Source organism: Companilactobacillus zhachilii (genome assembly GCF_003606365.2).
Classification (GTDB): Bacteria; Bacillota; Bacilli; order Lactobacillales; family Lactobacillaceae; genus Companilactobacillus; species Companilactobacillus zhachilii.
The window spans coordinates 1618524-1637079 of the sequence record NZ_CP031933.2 but is presented as its reverse complement, the minus strand read 5'-3'; the positions used below and the strand labels follow the sequence as shown (position 1 = coordinate 1637079).

15 protein-coding genes are annotated in these 18556 nt (G+C 36.7%); 13 read left to right on the top strand and 2 right to left on the bottom strand.

Annotated elements, in window-relative coordinates:
* The first annotated feature begins 33 nt into the window (after positions 1 to 33).
* From D1B17_RS07385 to yihA, 5 genes are all read left to right on the top strand, one after another.
* On the top strand, positions 34 to 975 hold the full coding sequence (locus tag D1B17_RS07385) for a tetratricopeptide repeat protein (protein ID WP_120142301.1): 942 nt from the start codon (positions 34 to 36) through the stop codon (positions 973 to 975).
* A gap of 205 nt (positions 976 to 1180) precedes the next feature.
* Entirely contained in the window at positions 1181 to 2371 is a 1191-nt protein-coding gene (gene tuf, locus D1B17_RS07380; RefSeq protein ID WP_120142302.1) for an elongation factor Tu, read from the top strand.
* A gap of 208 nt (positions 2372 to 2579) precedes the next feature.
* Positions 2580 to 3866, top strand: a complete 1287-nt coding sequence (gene tig, locus D1B17_RS07375; RefSeq protein WP_120142303.1) for a trigger factor — start codon at positions 2580 to 2582, stop codon at positions 3864 to 3866.
* A 285-nt stretch (positions 3867 to 4151) separates the two neighbouring features.
* Positions 4152 to 5399 carry an ATP-dependent Clp protease ATP-binding subunit ClpX gene (clpX, locus tag D1B17_RS07370; RefSeq protein ID WP_120142304.1) on the top strand — a complete coding sequence of 416 codons (1248 nt, stop codon included), beginning with the start codon at positions 4152 to 4154 and terminating at the stop codon, positions 5397 to 5399.
* A 48-nt stretch (positions 5400 to 5447) separates the two neighbouring features.
* Positions 5448 to 6032, top strand: coding sequence for a ribosome biogenesis GTP-binding protein YihA/YsxC (gene yihA / locus D1B17_RS07365; protein ID WP_120142305.1), 585 nt, complete (start codon positions 5448 to 5450; stop codon positions 6030 to 6032).
* 438 nt (positions 6033 to 6470) lie between these two features.
* On the opposite strand, the gene D1B17_RS07360 is transcribed toward yihA, so the two are convergent.
* Positions 6471 to 7040 (bottom strand): histidine phosphatase family protein, encoded by a 570-nt coding sequence (locus tag D1B17_RS07360; protein WP_120142306.1) that lies wholly within the window; start codon positions 7038 to 7040, stop codon positions 6471 to 6473.
* 331 nt (positions 7041 to 7371) lie between these two features.
* Between D1B17_RS07360 and tyrS the strand changes: the two genes are divergently transcribed.
* The 8 genes from tyrS (at position 7372) to D1B17_RS07320 (ending at position 16022) form a co-directional block, all read left to right on the top strand.
* Positions 7372 to 8616, top strand: coding sequence for a tyrosine--tRNA ligase (tyrS, locus tag D1B17_RS07355; RefSeq protein WP_120142307.1), 1245 nt, complete (start codon positions 7372 to 7374; stop codon positions 8614 to 8616).
* Between the two features lie 778 nt (positions 8617 to 9394).
* Positions 9395 to 10342 carry an aspartate carbamoyltransferase catalytic subunit gene (locus D1B17_RS07350; protein ID WP_120142308.1) on the top strand — a complete coding sequence of 316 codons (948 nt, stop codon included), beginning with the start codon at positions 9395 to 9397 and terminating at the stop codon, positions 10340 to 10342.
* Positions 10302 to 11573: a dihydroorotase gene (locus tag D1B17_RS07345; protein WP_120142309.1), complete on the top strand. Its 1272-nt coding sequence runs from the start codon at positions 10302 to 10304 to the stop codon at positions 11571 to 11573. The genes D1B17_RS07350 and D1B17_RS07345 overlap by 41 nt, the downstream gene beginning before the upstream one ends.
* Positions 11574 to 11589: 16 nt before the next feature.
* A complete protein-coding gene (pyrF, locus tag D1B17_RS07340) occupies positions 11590 to 12282 on the top strand; it encodes an orotidine-5'-phosphate decarboxylase (protein WP_120142310.1) in 693 nt (230 codons plus the stop codon).
* Positions 12282 to 12920: an orotate phosphoribosyltransferase gene (pyrE, locus tag D1B17_RS07335; protein WP_120142311.1), complete on the top strand. Its 639-nt coding sequence runs from the start codon at positions 12282 to 12284 to the stop codon at positions 12918 to 12920. Before pyrF ends, pyrE begins: the two co-directional genes overlap by 1 nt.
* Positions 12920 to 14068, top strand: a complete 1149-nt coding sequence (locus D1B17_RS07330) for a quinone-dependent dihydroorotate dehydrogenase (RefSeq protein ID WP_120142312.1) — start codon at positions 12920 to 12922, stop codon at positions 14066 to 14068. The genes pyrE and D1B17_RS07330 overlap by 1 nt, the downstream gene beginning before the upstream one ends.
* A gap of 352 nt (positions 14069 to 14420) precedes the next feature.
* Positions 14421 to 15233, top strand: a complete 813-nt coding sequence (locus D1B17_RS07325) for an ATP-binding cassette domain-containing protein (protein ID WP_338026065.1) — start codon at positions 14421 to 14423, stop codon at positions 15231 to 15233.
* A 9-nt stretch (positions 15234 to 15242) separates the two neighbouring features.
* Positions 15243 to 16022 (top strand): ABC transporter permease, encoded by a 780-nt coding sequence (locus tag D1B17_RS07320; protein ID WP_120142313.1) that lies wholly within the window; start codon positions 15243 to 15245, stop codon positions 16020 to 16022.
* A 631-nt stretch (positions 16023 to 16653) separates the two neighbouring features.
* Here D1B17_RS07320 and D1B17_RS07315 read toward each other — a convergent pair.
* On the bottom strand, positions 16654 to 18240 hold the full coding sequence (locus D1B17_RS07315; protein ID WP_120142314.1) for an L-lactate permease: 1587 nt from the start codon (positions 18238 to 18240) through the stop codon (positions 16654 to 16656).
* Positions 18241 to 18556 lie beyond the last annotated feature (316 nt).

The following is an 18556-nucleotide window of genomic DNA, read 5'->3' as shown; positions in this document are numbered from 1 at the left end:
TTTAATCTATTTCGAATATTGTTGAGGTATTGTATGGACGATAATCTAAAAAAAATCATTGAACAGGCTGAAGAAGCCTTTGACCAAGGTAATTGGGTCGAAGCAACTGATTTATATACACAGGCATATTCGATGCAGCAATCCTTTGATATTAACAGGGGGCTTGCTGCTTCTTTATTGAATCAAAAAAGACCGGGCGATGCCGAAGCTGTGATTTTAGATTATTTTAACTATTACCTCAGTGAACCGGAAACAGCTGAATTAGCCTTAGATGTTGTTCTAGAGAATAACGACTTTTTGTTGGCTAATCAGATGTTGAATTTTTATGCAACTAATCCGTCACCAAATATTAGACCAGATATTTTAGACGAATTTGTTAAGAGAATCAGTATTGCCGAAGATAGGCATGAACGCTCTTTTAAACCAGAGAAGGAAAAAATATCGGCACGTTTGTTATCAATTGTGACTGAACCAACAGCTGAGCAAATTCAATTGTTAAGAAAGTTAAGAGAATTTAACAAAGTTGATTACATCAAAAATGCTAAGCTTTTATTAGGCAATCCCTTGCTACATCCGCTTTTGAAGAGTGAAGCCTTGGAGAACCTATTGAAGTTAGGCGTTGATGAAAATGTCGATATTTCATTCTATGGTGAAAATAAAACTTGCAATCCAAGCAAGCTAATGCCTATTATGTCAACTGATGTCTATTTGAAAATGTGTGACGAATTAGAAAAATTATTGACCGATGAAAACGAAACGCAAATCGAAAACTTTAAGGGTGAATTGTCGTTATATGCTGCATTTGTCTATCCTTTTGGTGATGAAATAATAAAAACACCGGAACTCTGGACAAAAGCCATGCTTTTAAGGTATGGTTTAGTAGATGATTCACAAGTAAGTGATAATCAAGGTTTAGACGATGTAAAAACTTGGTTAAAGAGGTTCGATGAGCTGATAAATACCTTTCAGGAGTGAAATTTTTAAACTTTTTTCACTTTGAGTATTTACAATTACGTTTACGGCCTGTATACTCCAAAGAGTATATTTTTAGTCGGTGATTTGCTATGAATTAGTTTGCTTTCACCTCTGAAAGTAGTATAATTTTTCAGTAAAGAGTCGTCTAAAGAACATTTTCTTTGGATCAATCTTATGAAATGAAATTTTAGGAGGATTCTTTGTAATGGCAGAAAAAGAACATTATGAGAGAACAAAGCCCCATGTAAATATTGGGACAATTGGTCACGTTGACCACGGTAAGACTACTTTAACAGCAGCAATCACTAAGGTTTTGGCTGACAAAGGTTTAGCTAAGGCTGAAGATTACGCTGATATTGATAAAGCCCCAGAAGAAAAAGAACGTGGGATTACTATCAACACAGCTCACGTTGAGTATGAAACTGAAAAGCGTCACTATGCACATATTGATGCTCCAGGACATGCTGACTACGTTAAGAATATGATCACTGGTGCTGCACAAATGGATGGTGCCATCCTTGTTGTTGCTGCAACTGATGGTCCTATGCCACAAACTCGTGAACACATCTTGCTTGCTCGCCAAGTTGGTGTTGAATACATCGTTGTCTTCTTGAACAAGACTGACCTTGTTGATGACCCAGAACTAGTTGACCTAGTTGAGATGGAAGTTCGTGAACTTCTATCAGAATACGATTTCCCAGGGGATGACATTCCTGTTATCCGTGGTTCAGCTTTGAAAGCTCTTGAAGGTGACCCAGAAGAAATCAAACACGTTGAAGAATTACTTGATGTTGTTGATGAATACATCCCAACACCAGAACGTGATAATACAAAACCATTCATGATGCCTGTTGAAGATGTCTTCACTATCACTGGTCGTGGTACTGTTGCATCTGGTCGTATCGATCGTGGTGAAGTTAAGATCGGTGACGAAGTTGAAATCGTTGGTCTTAAGCCAGAAGTTGAAAAATCAACTGTTACTGGTCTAGAAATGTTCCGTAAGACATTGGATCTTGGTGAAGCCGGAGATAACGTTGGTGTTCTTCTTCGTGGTATTAACCGTGACCAAATCGAACGTGGACAAGTTCTTGCTAAGCCAGGTTCAATCCAAACTCACAACAAGTTCAAGGGTGAAGTTTATGTTATGAGTAAAGAAGAAGGCGGACGTCATACTCCATTCTTCTCAAACTACCGTCCACAATTCTACTTCCATACAACTGATGTTACTGGTGTTATTGAATTGCCAGAAGGTGTAGAAATGGTTATGCCTGGTGACCAAGTTACTTTCGAAGTTGACTTGATTGCTCCAGTTGCTATTGAAAATGGTACAAGATTTACTGTTCGTGAAGGTGGCCGTACTGTTGGTGCCGGAGTTGTTACAGAAATCTTAGACTAATTTCTAAGTAGTAATAATTAAAAAAGAGTTGGATAAATTCCAGCTCTTTTTTTTATGGAATAATGTTCAAAAATAGTGAAAAGTATTTTATAATAGAAAACATGATGTCTTAAAATACCTATAAATCACGTCAAATGTTTACAATATTGCCTATTTAAGGTAATATTACAAAGTATGAGATCGTTGAAATACCGGAGGGATAATATAAATGTCTGCTAAGGCTAAATTTACAAAAAAAGAAAACAATACTGGTGAATTGAAATTTGAAATTGACCAAGACACAATCAAACAAGGTTTGGATACTGCATTCAACCGTGTTAAGAAGAGTTTGAACGTACCTGGTTTCAGAAAAGGCCGCGTACCTCGTCAAATCTTTAACCGTATGTATGGTGAAGAAGCATTGTACGAAGATGCTCTTAACGCCGTTCTACCAAATGCATACCAAAAAGCTGTTGATGACACTAAAGTAGAACCTGTTGACCAACCACAAATTTCTGTTGAATCAATGGAAAAAGATCAACCATGGGCAATTACAGCTACTATTACTGTAAAGCCTGATGTTGAACTAGGTGATTACAAGGGTATCGAAGTTAAGAAACAAAAACGTAATGTTATGAAGGCTGACGTTGAAGAACGTTTGACTCAATTACAAAAACAACAAGCTGAACTTGTTCTTAAAGATGGTAAAGCTGAAAAAGGCGATACAGTAATCATCGATTACGTTGGTACTGTTGATGGTAAAGAATTCGATGGTGGTAGCGCACAAAACTACTCACTAGAACTTGGTTCAGGTACATTCATCCCTGGATTCGAAGACGAATTGATTGGCCATGCTGCTGGCGAAGATGTTGACGTTAACGTTACATTCCCAGAAGATTACCAAGCTAAAGAATTAGCTGGTAAGAAGGCTGTCTTTGCTACAAAACTTCACGAAGTTAAGACAAAGGAATTACCTAAGTTAGATGATGACTTTGCTAAAGACGTTGATGAAGATGTTGATACACTTGAAGAACTAAAGACTAAACTTCATGATGAAATCAAGGATCAAAAGAAAGAAACTGCTGAAGAAAATATTCAAGAAGAAGCAATTTCTGGTGCCGTTAAGAATGCTAAGATTGACTCAATTCCTCAAGCTATGATTGATACAGAAGTTGAAAACCAATTGAACCAATACTTAGCTAACTTACGTCGTCAAGGTATCGATCCTAAGTTGTACTACCAAATGACTGGTACAAGCGAAGACGATTTGAAGAAGCAATTTGCTAAGGACGCTGAAGAACGTGTTAAGACTGACTTAGTTATCGAAGCAATCGTTGCTAAAGAAGACATCAAGCCTTCAGAAGACGAAATTAAAGCAGAAATCAAGTCACTTGCTGACGAATACAAGATGGAAGAATCAGCTGTTAGAAATGCACTTTCTGACGATATGTTGGCTCATGACATCGCTGCTAAGAAAGCAATCGAATTGATTGTTGACTCAGCTGTTGAAAAGTAAGCTATTTTGTTATTAAAGAGAGAGTGGAACAGAACATGTTCAGCTTTCGAGCGTTAAGGCAAATGGTCCCAGTAATCCGAATTTGGATTGCTGGGACCATTTGTTTTAAGCAAAAAAAGCTATGTTTTGTTCCACGTTTATGCTGCATGTTTAAAGACAATATTAGCTTTGTCCAAAACTCTTTCTTATTAATATAATTGGACAATAGAAACTAATTACTTTACTCTTAATTATGACAATGCTAGACTTTCTAAAGTATTGGAACTATTGAAGGAGAAATTACATATGTTTGATAGTACAGAAAATACTGGCACAATTAGCTGTTCATTTTGTGGTAAGACACAAGATCAAGTTAAGAAAATTGTTGCTGGACCTGGGGTCTATATTTGTAATGAATGCATCGATTTATGCAAAGAAATTATAGACGAAGAATTAAATGAAGCTACACCACTAGATTTAGACAATATTCCTACACCTATTGAAATCAAGAAGATCCTTGACGATTACGTGATCGGACAAACTGATGCCAAGCGTGCATTGTCAGTTGCTGTTTATAATCACTATAAGAGAATTAATAAAATGGAACACCTTAAAGATGGTGAAACAGAGCTCCAAAAGAGTAACATTGCCTTAATTGGACCAACTGGTTCTGGTAAGACTTTCCTTGCTCAAACTTTAGCTCGTATCTTGAAGGTACCGTTTGCCATTGCTGATGCTACAACACTTACTGAAGCTGGATATGTTGGTGAAGACGTTGAAAACATTCTTTTGAAGTTGCTTCAAAATGCTGACTTTGATGTGGATAAAGCTGAACATGGTATTGTTTACATTGATGAAATCGATAAGATTGCTAAGAAGAGTGAAAATGTTTCAATTACGCGTGATGTTTCCGGAGAAGGTGTTCAACAAGCACTTTTGAAGATTCTTGAAGGCACGATTGCTAGTGTGCCACCACAAGGTGGAAGAAAACATCCTCAACAAGAATTGATTCAAATCGATACGACAAACATCCTCTTTATCGTGGGTGGTGCTTTTGATGGTATTGAAACAATCGTTAAGAACCGTCTTGGTGATAAGACAATTGGTTTTGGTGCTGAACAAAAAGCTAACGTTGCTGAAGAGAAGAGTTTGATGCAACAAATCATCCCTGAAGATTTGATGAAGTTTGGTATTATTCCAGAATTCATTGGTCGTATTCCTATTGTTACAGCTCTTGAGAAGCTAACTGAGGACGATTTGGTTGATATCCTTACAAAGCCCAAGAATGCATTAATCAAGCAGTATAAGGAATTGATGGCACTTGATGGTGTCAACTTGATCTTTACTGATGGTGCATTGCGTGAAATTGCTAAGATGTCAATTGAAAGAAATACTGGTGCCCGTGGTTTGAGATCTATCGTTGAAGAGACAATGCTTGATACGATGTTCGATATTCCTGGACGTGATGACGTTGAAAGTGTCAAAGTAACTAAAGATGCTGTCAGAAAAGTTAAAGAACCAGAATTGATTTTGAAAAATGGAGAAGTTGCCTAATTGGCAGCTTTTTTTTTATATGGTAAAATTACTCCATTGAGGTGAATTATGCAGGTAAATAATGTATCTATGAATTTAAGTGCCGTCAGTTCAAAGCAATATCCAGATGAAGGTTATCCGGAAATCGCTTTGTTAGGACGCTCAAACGTTGGTAAGTCATCATTGATAAATACGCTAATCAATCGTAAAAGCTTTGCGAGAACGTCTAGTACGCCCGGTAAGACTCAAACATTGAACTTCTATAATATTGAAGATCAATTGTATTTAGTTGATGTTCCGGGTTATGGTTTTGCCAAAGTTTCCAAAAAGCAACGTGAAGAATTTGGTGTCATGATTGAAGAATATTTAACAACTAGAAAGCTTTTAAAAGGCGTTGTCATTTTAGTTGATGGTCGTCATGCGCCAAGTGATGATGATATATCAATGTATCAATTTGTCAGCTATTACCATATCCCAACCTTAGTTGTTGCCACTAAGATGGATAAGGTAAAGGGAAACCAATGGAATAAGACTATTAGCCAAGTTAAAAAGACTATGGAGATCAACCAAACTGATTCGTTACAACTATTTAGTTCTGAAACTAAAAAGGGTAAAGATGAAATTTGGGAATGGATCGAAAATCATATGAAATAGCGACATACCAAAAAAGTAGCCATGGGAAATTCCTATGACTACTTTTTTTGGTTCTTTCTTAAATTTGGTTAGTTGCCGTCTCTGGGTGCAAGAAATGTTGGCGCTGTGGGGACCGATTGGAGCCGGAGTGCGGTCTCCAATCTCGATTTTGAACTTCGCAAAGTGCGCGAATTTCAAAACTCGTCCCGTGGTGTAGGTGCTAAAGCGCCAACGCCACCTTCACTGCTGCCAACATTTCTTGCATCCAGAGACTAATACATTTATTATTTTTAATACGATGTAACCAATTCGATAAACGAGTGCTATATTATTTGAAATTGAACATAAGTAAAATGCTAGATGTTTTTTCTGGATTTATACCAGAAAAACATATCTAGCCCTTTTATATTCGATTCTATAACCAAAATTGAGAAAGAACCTTTTTTAACGGTTCAGTAACTAAAAATTAATAATCTTTTCAAAATTAAATTTATTGTTTTCATAAGTGAATTTCAAAATACTACAGTTGGTAAATCCACTTTGACGTAATTTTTGCATGTCAGTCCAAAGGTCGGAGAACATCATCATGGATCCAGCATGACTGACAACTAAAACAGTTTGATTATCTTGTTGCATAATTTTTGTTAAAGTCTGTTTAACACGTTGTTGGGCAACTTGATTATCTTCACCACCAAATTGAACGTAGTAATCTCCAAAATGTTTTTTAGGGTCGATTTTAGGATGGAGATATTCCGGTTCACCTTCAAATTTACCAAAAGAAAGCTCTCTGAGACCCTTTAAACGAGTATAGGGCATTTTGGTAACGAGTTCTAAAGTATCGCTAGCACGTTCAGCTGTGGAACAATAAGCGGCATCAAAGGTTATATTGTTGTCCTTAAAGTATTTACCGGCTATTTTGGCTTGCTGAATTCCGGTTTGTGTCAATGGAGAGTCGCACCAACCTTGAATTTTGTGTTGAATATTAAAAAGTGTTTGTCCATGACGCATAATGTAGAGTGTCTTTTTCATAATTTTCCCCCTAGTGAAAACAATTCAATTATACAATAACTCAAAAAAGCTCTTGAAAAATATTGATGTGCTGTGTATCATCATACTTATAGTAAGATTTTAGTTTTAATTAAGTAGTGGTTTACTTCAGTGTTTAGAGAATTGACGGTTGGTGCAAGTCAAGCAGGGTAAATTGTGAAATACGAGGCTGAAATTCGTGTCCTACGTTATGGGAGTAAAGAGCAAGTTAATTAACTTGAATTTGGGTGGTACCGCGCAAAAAGCGTCCCTGCATTATTGCAGGGGCGTTTTTTTTATTTCTATAACTGGGCTAAAAATAGGAGGAAGATTTATGAATATTATTGACGAATTATCATGGCGTGGTCTGATCAACCAACAATCTGACGAAGAAGGTTTACGTGAATTAGTTGATTCAAAGGATATCTCACTATACTGTGGTATGGATCCAACAGGTGATTCCATGCATATCGGACATTTATTGCCATTTATGACATTGGAGAGATTTGGCAAGTTTGGTCATCATCCATACATCGTTATTGGTGGTGCTACTGGTTCTATTGGTGATCCAAGTGGTAAGAAAGCTGAACGTCCAATGCAAACAATGGACCAAGTTAACCATAATGTTGAAGCTTTAAGTGCCCAAGCTAACAAGATTTTCAGTGGCTTTACAATGGTTAATAATTATGACTGGACAGAACCTATTGGTATTTTGGACTTCTTGCGTGACTATGGTAAGTTGTTCAACGTTAATACAATGCTTAATAAGGAAATTATTTCAAGCCGTTTGGAAGTAGGTATTTCATTTACTGAATTTACATACCAAATTCTTCAATCGCTAGATTTCTTGACACTATATCGTAAACATAACGTTCAATTACAAGTTGGTGGTGGTGACCAATGGGGTAACTTAACCGCTGGACTTGATTTGATCCATAAAGCCGAAGGTCAAGATGCTAAAGTTTATGCATTGACAATTCCATTATTGTTGAAAGCAGATGGTACTAAATTTGGTAAGACAGCTGGTGGTGCCGTATGGCTTGATCCTAAGAAGACATCCCCTTACGAATTTTATCAATTCTGGTTCAATCAAGATGATAAAGACGTTATCAATTTGTTGAAGAAATTCACATTCCTAACAAAGGAACAAATTGAAGACTTGGCAGAATCAGTTAAAACAGCACCTGAAAAACGTTTAGCTCAAAAGACTTTAGCTGAAGAGGTTACTAAGTTTGTCCACGGTGAAGAAGCCTTGAAGACAGCTGAAAAGATTACAGACGTACTCTTCTCAGGAGAAATCCAAGAGTTAACAACAGAAGAAGTAGCTGAAGCCTTCCATGGAGTACCAAGTGCAGAAATCTCAGCCGATCCAATCAACTTAGTTGATCTATTAATTGCAACAAACGTCGATAAATCAAAGCGTCAAGCACGTGAAGATATTCAAAATGGTGCAATCAGAATCAACGGCGAAAGATTGACAGACACAACAATGGAAATCAATCCTAAAGATTCATTTGATGGTAAGTACATTGTTATCCGTCGTGGTAAGAAGAAGTATTTCTTGGCAACAGTTAAATAATAATCAAATATTTATTTTTGAATAAGTGTAATTAATATTGGGAGAGAGTGGGACAAAACATGTTCAGCTTTCGAGCATTAAGGCAAATAGCCCCAGTAATCCGATTTTGGATTGCTGGGCTATTTGTTTTAAGCGGAAAAAGCTATGTTTTGTTCCACGTTTATGCCGCATGTTTAAAGTTAATAATAGTTTTTCCCAAACTTCTTTTTTGAAGTTTGGCACTTTGAGTTTAAGATATAATTTCGTAAAAATTGCCAAATTGTATATATCCAAAGTTTATTCAAAGTAACTTGAGAAAACATCTGAGCGTTTAAAAATAAATTAGTCGGAAGAGCGGGGAAAAATTAACTGGCTGTGAAAGTGGCGTTAGAGCTTTAGCTCTTACCCCACCGGGCGTGTTTGGAGACTTGCTTGCAAGGCTTCAAACCGAGAGACGAGACCTTGGCTCGGCTCGGTCCGCATAGCCAGTTAATTTTTCCCCGCTCTTCCGACGGCCGCCCCAAAAAAGAAAAAACTATTGACGCTAGCCCCAAAATCGTATATATTATTTCCAACGAAAACTTTTAATCAAGTCCTGTGAGGCTTGGAAGGTTACTTACACATATGACGAAAAAAAGTGTAAACTTCCTTTCCTTGTGGGATAGGAAGTTTTTTGTTTACTTAAAGAAAATCAGGGAACTTTTAAATGGATCCAGTGAGGTCTAAAAGGTCGGAATAATTCCAAACTTTTAGGGACTAGCTGGATGAAAGCTAGCCCTTTTTAATTTGGAGGAAAACAATGAAAAATATACTTTCTATGTCACAATTATCAAACGAAGAGGTCTATAGCTTGATAAATTCAGCTATGGAGTTCAAAGAAGGCAAGAAATCAGCAATTGGTGCTGATAAATTTGCTATCAACCTTTTCTTTGAGAATAGTACGAGAACTAAATCAAGTTTCCAAGTAGCTGAAATGAAGCTTGGTATGAAAGAAATCGAATTTGAAGCATCAACTTCATCAACAACTAAGGGTGAAAGCCTTTATGACACTGTTAAGACTGAAGAAAGTATCGGAGCTTCAGTAGCAATCATTCGTCACAGCCAAGATAAATACTATGAAGACCTTGTAAATAATCATAATTTAAATATCCATATCATTAACGGTGGTGACGGAACTGGTCAACATCCTTCACAATCATTATTAGATTTGATGACAATTTACGAACACTTCGGTAAGTTTGAAGGTCTGAAGATTGGTATTATCGGAGATTTAAGTCATTCACGTGTGGCCCATTCTAATGCCGAAATTTTGACACGTCTAGGAGCTCAAGTGAACTTCGGTGGTCTAGATGCTTGGTATACTCCAGAATTTGCTGAAATTGGTCAACATATGAGCGTTGATGAACTTTGCCAAGAAATGGACGTTGTTATGTTGTTGAGAGTTCAACACGAACGTCTTTCTGAAGAAGAAAATAAGAACTTCTCTAAAGCAGATTATTTTGCTAAATATGGTTTGAATAGTGACCGCGTCAAAATGATGAAACCAGATGCTATGATTATGCACCCTGCACCAGTAAATCGTGGAGCTGAAATTGCTGATGACGTTGTAGAATGTGAAAAGTCATACATCTTCCCACAAATGGCTAACGGAGTATTCATGAGAATGGCCATGATTGAAGCTGTTTTGGAAGGGGACAAGGTGAAAAATGAAACTGCTGATCAAAAACGCCAAGTTGTTTTACACTAATAAATTAATTAACTGTGACGTTTTAGTTGAAGACGGTAAGTTCAAACAAATTGCCGAAAATATTGTGGCAACTGATGCTAAAATAATTGATGCTAAATTTCAATTGGTTACGCCAGGATTAGTTGATGTCCACGTTCATTTTAGAGAACCAGGTCAAGTTCATAAGGAAACTATTAGAACTGGCACCTTAGCTTCAGCTCATGGTGGGTTTACGACTGTTGGAGCAATGCCAAATGTAACTCCCGTACCAGATGATGCCAAAAAGTTTCAACAACAAGTAGCCTTGAATCAGGCTAATTCGCTAATTCACACATTGCAGTATGCACCCGTTACTGTGAACGAAACTAGTGATGAATTGGTTGATATTGAAGGGCTGGCTAAGTTAGGAGCTTTTGCTTTCTCAAATGATGGTCATGGAATTATGAACGCACAATCCATGTACGAGGCCATGGAACGAATCGCCGCTATCGATAGTCACTTAGCAGCACATGTTGAAGATAAGAATCTTTTCAATCGCGGTGTAATTAATTTTGGCTCAGCGTCACAACGTTTAGGCTTGCCAGGAATCAAACAGGTCGCCGAAACTTCACAACTTGCTCGTGATTTGGTTTTAGCTAAAGAGACTGGTGTACACTATCATGTCTGTCATATTTCAACTAAAGATGGTATTGAACTAGTCAGAATGGCCAAGGATGCTGGTATTAATGTCACTTGTGAGGTGTCACCACATCATTTGTTATTAAGTGATGCCGATATTTTAACTGATGATGCTAACTTTAAGATGAATCCACCGCTTCGTAGTGAAGCAGATCGCCAAGCATTAATTTCCGGACTGCAGGATGGTACGATTGACATGATTGCAACTGATCATGCACCACATGCTGAAAATGAAAAGAATCAAGGCTTTGAAAAGAGTGCGTTTGGTATCACGGGCATCGAAACGTCATTCCCATTAATGTACAGTCGTTTAGTTAAGACTGGAATTATCAGTTTGGAGCAATTATTGAATTTAATGACTGAAAAACCAGCACAGCTCTTTAATTTAAAAAATGCCGGCATTATTAAACTGAATCAAGCTGCCGATTTTGCCATTATTAATTTGGCAGATGAATACGAGATCAAAACAACTGATTTCTTATCAAAAGGGAAAAACAGTCCTTTTATCGGCCAAAATGTTTATGGGCAAGTCGAACAAACGTATATTGATGGAGAATGTGTCTATTCAAAATAAAAAATGAGGGGTAAAAATGAGTAAACCAGTAATAGTAGCGCTAGATTTTGCAGATGATTTTGAATGTATTAACTTCTTAAACCAATTTCCTAAGGATGAAAAATTGTTTTTAAAGATTGGTTTGGAAATGTTTTGTCAATTTGGTTATCCATTTGTCAGAAATTTGAGAGAACGTGGTTACAATATTTTCTTAGATTTGAAGTTGCATGATATTCCCAATACCGTTAAGAGAACGTGTGAAATGATTGCTAAATGGGATGTTCAGATGTTGACGGTTCATGCCACTGGTGGTGCCGAGATGATTGAAGCTGCTAAAAAAGGTTTGGACGGTTCTCAAACTAAATTATTAGCGGTCACACAATTGACATCACTTGGACAAAGTGAATTAGCTAATGAACTACAAGTACCTTTAAAGTCACAAGATTACGTGACACATCTAGCAAAATTGGCTTATCAAAATGGTGCCGATGGTGTTATTTCATCAGCACTTGAAGTTCCAATGATCAAAGATGCTACTAGTACTGATTTCTTATGTGTAACTCCAGGTATTAGACCTAAATCAGCCCAAGTTGGCGACCAAAAGCGTGTTGCAACACCGGCTCATGCGAGAAGTTTAGGTAGTGATGCTATCGTTGTCGGTCGTCCGATTACTCAAGCAGAAAATGGTCATCAAGCATACATGAATATTTGTAAGGAGTGGAATAAATAATGGATGAATTAGCAGTTGCAAATAATATTGCCGGACAATTATTAAAAATTAAGGCGGTTACATTAAGTCCCAAAGAGCCATTCACATGGGCCAGTGGTATTAAAGCTCCCATTTATACGGATAACCGTCTAACGATTGCTTATCCAGATTTCCGCCAAACAATTGCACATGATTTAGCTGAATTGATTAAAGAACACTATCCCGATGCTGAAGTTATCGGTGGTGTTGCCACGGCAGGAATTCCTCATGCTACTGGTGTGTCTAACATCTTGAATTTACCTTTAAACTATGTTCGTCCTCAAAAGAAGGATCATGGTAAGAAGAGTCAAATCGAAGGTCGTTGTCAAAAAGGTGATAAAGTTGTTCTAATTGATGACTTAATTTCAACTGGTGGTAGTATTTTAAAGGCTGTTAAGGCGGTTCGTGAAGAAGGTGGCGACGTGATTGGGACCGTGGCAATTTTTTCATATGGCTTGCCAGAAAGCACTCAAAACTTTGCTGACTATGATACGCAATTGTTCACATTGACAGACTATCCAACCATGATTGAAGTTGCCCAAGAACAAAATTATGTTGAAGCAAATGATATGGAATTATTAAAACAATGGTATCAAGACCCAGAAAGCTGGGGTAAATAATGGACTTATACAAATTAGTTCGTCCGGCAATTTTCAAAGTAGACCCAGAAGTTGATCATCATTTGGTAGCGACTGGTTTAAAAGTGTTTAATCAAACGCCACAAGTGTTACGAACGATGTTTCGAACAAAAAACTATGCTAATTTGAGTGTGACAGTTAAGGGTGTAACTTTTGATTCACCAATTGGTATTGCAGCTGGTTTTGATAAAAAGGCTGAGTTCTATAATAGTTTGGGTGCTTTAGGCGCTGGCTTTGTTGAAATTGGTAGTATTACTAAAAATGAACAACCAGGTAACAAGAAAAAGAGAATTTTTCGTTTGCCCCAAGATCAAGCAATTATTAACCGCATGGGTTTAAATAATGTCGGCGTGGAAGAAACTAGAAAACATCTAGCCAATACGCCTAAACACGTTAAGATTGGTATCAGCGTTGCTCCGGGACATGGGTTAGATAGCGACAGTATGATTGATGAAATGGTCGATAATATTGCACAGATTCACTCATTTGGTGACTACATTGCGTTAAATCAAAGTTGTCCTAATCAAAAGGGTGTAACGACGTTACAAGAAATTCCCGTGGCTAAAAAATTACTTCAAAAAATCCATAATTTGCATATCAAGGAACCAATTTTTTGTAAGTTTGGCAATGATATCACTTCTGAAAAACTGATTGAATTGTTAACTGAAGTAGGTCATTTGATAGACGGAGTGATTTTGACTAATACTGCTGCCAATCCTAGTTCTGTTCATGATAATTTGAAATCTGAGCATAAGAATGAAGGTGGCGGACTTAGTGGGAAGCCAATTTTTAAAAAATCATTGAGCTTAACAAAGGCTATCCATCAAGCATTCCCAGATTTGCCAATTATGTTTTCCGGTGGTGTTTTTACACCCGAAGATGCACAAGCGGCATTAATGGCTGGAGCAAGTTTGGTACAAGTTTATACAGGATTTATTTATAATGGTCCAACTATGATCAATCAAATTAACCAATATCTTTCTAAGAATGATGTTTTACAAAAAGTAACGTATTCACCTAAGATTGCAGAAGTTCCAGTGCGAGCTAGTGAAGATGTTGTCGTTACCGATATTGATGACAAGAAAAAAATTGAATTAGATGCTAATTCAGGCGCTTCATTTCTTGAATAATTATTAGAAGAAGTTCTGTGATTTTTACTTAAACGTGTAATGAAACATAGTATTTTCCTCTTAAAACAAACAAAACTAGTCGTCCAGTTTAGGATAGCTAGTTTTGTTTATTTTTATGCTGGAAGGTTAACTGTGTTTTGTTACATGTTTTTTTACGTTCTGAAAAAAATTTGAAAAATTACTTATTTGAATATCTTGAAAATCAATACTTCGATAGACTTTAATTATCGGATTAGATGGGGATTAGGGAGACTTCAAATGGAGGCAAGATTTTGGAAGAAATAATTTTATCAGTTAAAAATTTAAATAAGTCTTTTGGTAACAGACAGACGCTATTTGATATTAATTTTGAATGTCAAAAGGGCATATCATTGGTTTAGTTGGGGCTAATGGTGCCGGCAAGACTACAATAATGAAGGCCATTTTAAGTTTGATCAAAAGTGAAGGTCAGATAACTATTGATGGTCAAAAAACTACCTTCAACCACCATCCCATTTTACAAAAAGTCGGAGCATTAGTTGAGTATCCAGGCATTTATCCATACTTAAGTGGAAGAGATCACCTTAAATTATTTGTGAACGATTCAAAGGATAGTCAAGAACGTATTCAAACAATTATTAATGATTTGAAATTGAACGATTATATTGACCAAAGAGCCAAATTGTACTCTTTAGGGATGAAGCAAAAATTAGGAATTGCGATGGCTTTGGTCAACCAGCCTGATCTAGTTATCCTTGATGAACCTATGAATGGTTTGGATCCACAAGCAACAAAAGATTTACGTGAAATGATTTTGAAACGAAGAGATCAAGGTTTGACGGTTTTGATATCCAGTCATATTTTAGGTGAATTACAAAAATTAGCCGAAGATTTGATCGTGATTGACCATGGAAAAGTTATCAAAAGAACTACCATGAACGAATTATTAGCCAGTAATCAACATTTCATCGTAATTAAAACTAGTGATGATACCAAGGCACAAGAATTATTAGAGGTGGTTGGTTTTAAAACTGTCTCACAATCGCCATTGCGCTTTGCTTTGACCGAAAAAAATACCGTTGAAAGATTGATGAATATTTTGATGAAACAGCAAATTAATGTGACTGATTTACAGCATGAAGATGCTGATTTAGAAGAATCAATTTTGCAACTAATTGCAGAATAGGAGAAGATTATGGGCTATTTATATAAACAAGAAATTTTTAAGTTGTTAAAAAAGCGGAGTCTCTGGTTCTGTCTGTTATTTATCGTGTTACAAAATATTGGTATGGCAATTTTTAGCCAATCATATTCAAAATTCTTTGAAGCAAAATTATTATTTCAGTATGACTTTGCCTCGACATCATTTATTTCATTGATCATGATTGCAGCCAGTGCCACGATTATTTCGACAGAGTTTGAATACAATACGATTAAGAATGTAGTGATGCAGCCGTATTCGCGTGGCCAAGTTTTAGTCAGCAAGTGGTTAACTATTTTAACTTATTCAGTGGCAATCTACTTGTTGGCCATGATTTTGAGTTTGGTCGATAAGTTTGTTTTCTTTAACACTACCTTTTCGCTAAATGATAAGGTGAGTGGCGGTACTAATTTGGTTTGGCAAAGCTGGCTGATTAGTAATGGAGCCACTTTTATTACACTTTGGTTAATCTTGAGCGTTGTACTCTTATTAGCTGCCGTAATGAAGAAGGGTGCATTGGCCGTCGTAGTGGGTGTCGTGGGGTACTTTACCTTGGAAGTTATTAGTTCATTGATGTTTATCTTAATTGAAAGATGGAATTTCTTAAAATGGAATCCACTGAATTTTTTAAACTATCCCAGCCAATTGAGCAGAGGAGAATTACTTTCTAGACTGACGCACTTGAGTAATAATCAGATGTTAATGGGCAATATACTGTATATCGTATTATTTATGGCAATAGGTTTATTTTTCTTCTCGAGAAAAGAAGTTTAAAAAAATTATCTTTGATTCGTTGTTTAAACATGCTTGCACAAGTCTGACTATAATAGATTATGGAAATCAAAAAAATATTAAAAAAGGTGTTCGGTTCGGAGTGAACTGAACACCTTTTTAATGTTATCTAGCTTTGTAATTGGTGATATGCCGACACCTCCAGGAGCAATAAGATTAGGTCGCTGTGGGGACCGATTCGAGTCAGAGAGCGGTCTCGAATCTCGACTTTGAACCTCGCAAAAACCGCGAGTTTCAAAGCTCGTCCCGTGGTGTAAGCACTAAAGTGTCTAACGCCACCTTCACAGCAATCTAATTTTATTGCTCCTTCCGGCTAGTTTATTCGTTGTTTTTTATACAGAATAATATTGAATTTTATATACATCAATTAGTATATTTGTGCTTTGAATAAACGGAACACTATAAATTAAATTCTATCTTGAATCTTTCAATAACCTAAATCTGTTAAGAAGGATTGTTAATGTAGTCGAAATAGACTTTTAAGAAAATTATCTACGGTTAAGAGTCATCGACAAGCAACAAAACAACAGTTTTTATTGAAAGCAAATGGCTCCAGTAATCTCAAAATGGATTACTGGAGCCATTGTTTTAATGCTAAAAATCTGACTGTATTTTACATAAATAATGTGAAGATAAAACCAATGATTCCAACGAGTAAACTGTAAAATAAAGCTGGAACAACGGTTTTACGTAAGATATTTCCTTCTTGTCCAGACAATCCAACTACGGAACTGACTGAAACGATATTATGTACACAAATCATATTTCCGGCGGCAGCACCGATTAGTTGTGCTGCCAAGACTAAATCTTTACCGACACCCGCTTTAGCAGCAATATCAGCTTGGATTTGGCCAAAGGTCAAGGTTGAAACGGTCGTGCTTCCTGTAACGAATGATCCTAGTTGGCCAAGGAATGGGGCAATGATAATCCAAACTGATGATAAGTATTTGGAGATAACTTTTGCTATAAACATGGGCATACTGGGTAAATTAGCATTATTCAATTCAGAGTTGGTGAAAATTTGTACCATTATTAAAGTTACGATTAAGGCTAAGGCAGTTGATCTCATTGAGAAAGCCACTCTTTTGGCAATTGGCAAGAAACTTTTGAGTGATTTAACTTGGAGCAACAGACCAATGATAACCGCAATTGTTAATAGGGTTCCGGGTGAATAAAGGAATTCCCAGTCTGAATTAATTTGTGAGAATCCGAGAATATTTTTCCACGATAAATTGACATTTGTGACTAAGAAATTTTTAAGTGGATTAATTGTACGAGTCGCCAATAGCATCAAAATAACGACAATGTATGGTGACCAAGCAGTTAAGAGTGACATCTTATTGTCTGACTTAACTGTTTGTGTTGAAGTGGTCCAGGGATGTTCAAAGACTGATTTTGGTAGTAAGAATTTAAGTTTAATTGAAATAATAGCAATAATAATTGTGGCAAATGGTGCTAAGATTGCTACGAATTCATAACTGATTGTAAATGATACTAAAAGTGCAAACAGACTATAAGTGATGCCGATAAAGAGCGACCAAGGTACTAGCGTTAAAAAGTCTTTCAGATGATTGGTATCTTTTTTGCCGAATAGAAAAGTTAACATCAAAACTAAAATCAAGGGCATGAATGTCCCTGCAAATAAGTCTAACTGGGTAATACGTTGACCGATAGCATTAAGAAAGTCGGCTTTTTCACTAACGTTACTAAGTCCGACGGTTAATGGTGTACCAACTGCCCCAAAAGCGGCTGGAGTTGAGTCAGCAACTAATGCCAAAGTTACAGCTGCCATTGGTGAAAAACCTAAAGCAATCATTAATGGAGCTGTAACCATTGCTGGAGTACCGAATCCGGAGACACCTTCGATTAGTCCACCGAATAAAAAGGCAACTAATAAAACTTGTAACCGCATGTCAGCAGAAATAGTATGGAACCCGGCGTTAATGCGTTCAATCGCTCCAGTGTGCTGTAAGATATTTAACATCATCAAGGCTCCAAACAAAATCCATAAGATCGGTAACGCCTTATGAATTGATTGCATAATTGAAGCCAGTAGAACGGTTGTGGGCATTTTCCAAAAGAAAAATCCCTCTAATAAAACAATGAATGCACTGATCGACATGCCCTTAGTGGCTGGCATGTTGAGGATGCCTAGTAAAACTAGTGGCAAGATGACCGCTGATAGTGCAATTAGAATCATAAAATAACTCCCTCTTAAATCAATTTTATACATTATATAATTTTTGACTTATGGTTGTGAATAAGATTCTTAAAAATATTTTATTGAATAATGATAGAAATACGTATGGTGCTGGGTAAATGTGCCGCCTCCAAGAGTAAGAAATTTTTGGTCGCTATAGGGACCGCCGAAAGCCAAGGTCTTTCGGCTCGATTTTGAACCTCGCACAAATCGCGAGTTTCAAAACTCGTCCCGTGATGTAAGGGATAAATCCCTAACATCACCTTCACAGCGACCAAAAATTTCTTGCTCTTTCCGGCTAGTTTATTGAATCGAT

Bases quoted from the DNA above. Each gene is read 5' to 3' on its own strand.
- D1B17_RS07385 (WP_120142301.1), top strand. From the start codon at position 34: ATGGACGATAATCTAAAAAAAATCATTGAACAGGCTGAAGAAGCCTTT.
- tuf (WP_120142302.1), top strand. From the start codon at position 1,181: ATGGCAGAAAAAGAACATTATGAGAGAACAAAGCCCCATGTAAATATT.
- tig (WP_120142303.1), top strand. From the start codon at position 2,580: ATGTCTGCTAAGGCTAAATTTACAAAAAAAGAAAACAATACTGGTGAA.
- clpX (WP_120142304.1), top strand. From the start codon at position 4,152: ATGTTTGATAGTACAGAAAATACTGGCACAATTAGCTGTTCATTTTGT.
- yihA (WP_120142305.1), top strand. From the start codon at position 5,448: ATGCAGGTAAATAATGTATCTATGAATTTAAGTGCCGTCAGTTCAAAG.
- D1B17_RS07360 (WP_120142306.1), bottom strand. From the start codon at position 7,040: ATGAAAAAGACACTCTACATTATGCGTCATGGACAAACACTTTTTAAT.
- tyrS (WP_120142307.1), top strand. From the start codon at position 7,372: ATGAATATTATTGACGAATTATCATGGCGTGGTCTGATCAACCAACAA.
- D1B17_RS07350 (WP_120142308.1), top strand. From the start codon at position 9,395: ATGAAAAATATACTTTCTATGTCACAATTATCAAACGAAGAGGTCTAT.
- D1B17_RS07345 (WP_120142309.1), top strand. From the start codon at position 10,302: ATGAAACTGCTGATCAAAAACGCCAAGTTGTTTTACACTAATAAATTA.
- pyrF (WP_120142310.1), top strand. From the start codon at position 11,590: ATGAGTAAACCAGTAATAGTAGCGCTAGATTTTGCAGATGATTTTGAA.
- pyrE (WP_120142311.1), top strand. From the start codon at position 12,282: ATGGATGAATTAGCAGTTGCAAATAATATTGCCGGACAATTATTAAAA.
- D1B17_RS07330 (WP_120142312.1), top strand. From the start codon at position 12,920: ATGGACTTATACAAATTAGTTCGTCCGGCAATTTTCAAAGTAGACCCA.
- D1B17_RS07325 (WP_338026065.1), top strand. From the start codon at position 14,421: ATGTCAAAAGGGCATATCATTGGTTTAGTTGGGGCTAATGGTGCCGGC.
- D1B17_RS07320 (WP_120142313.1), top strand. From the start codon at position 15,243: ATGGGCTATTTATATAAACAAGAAATTTTTAAGTTGTTAAAAAAGCGG.
- D1B17_RS07315 (WP_120142314.1), bottom strand. From the start codon at position 18,240: ATGATTCTAATTGCACTATCAGCGGTCATCTTGCCACTAGTTTTACTA.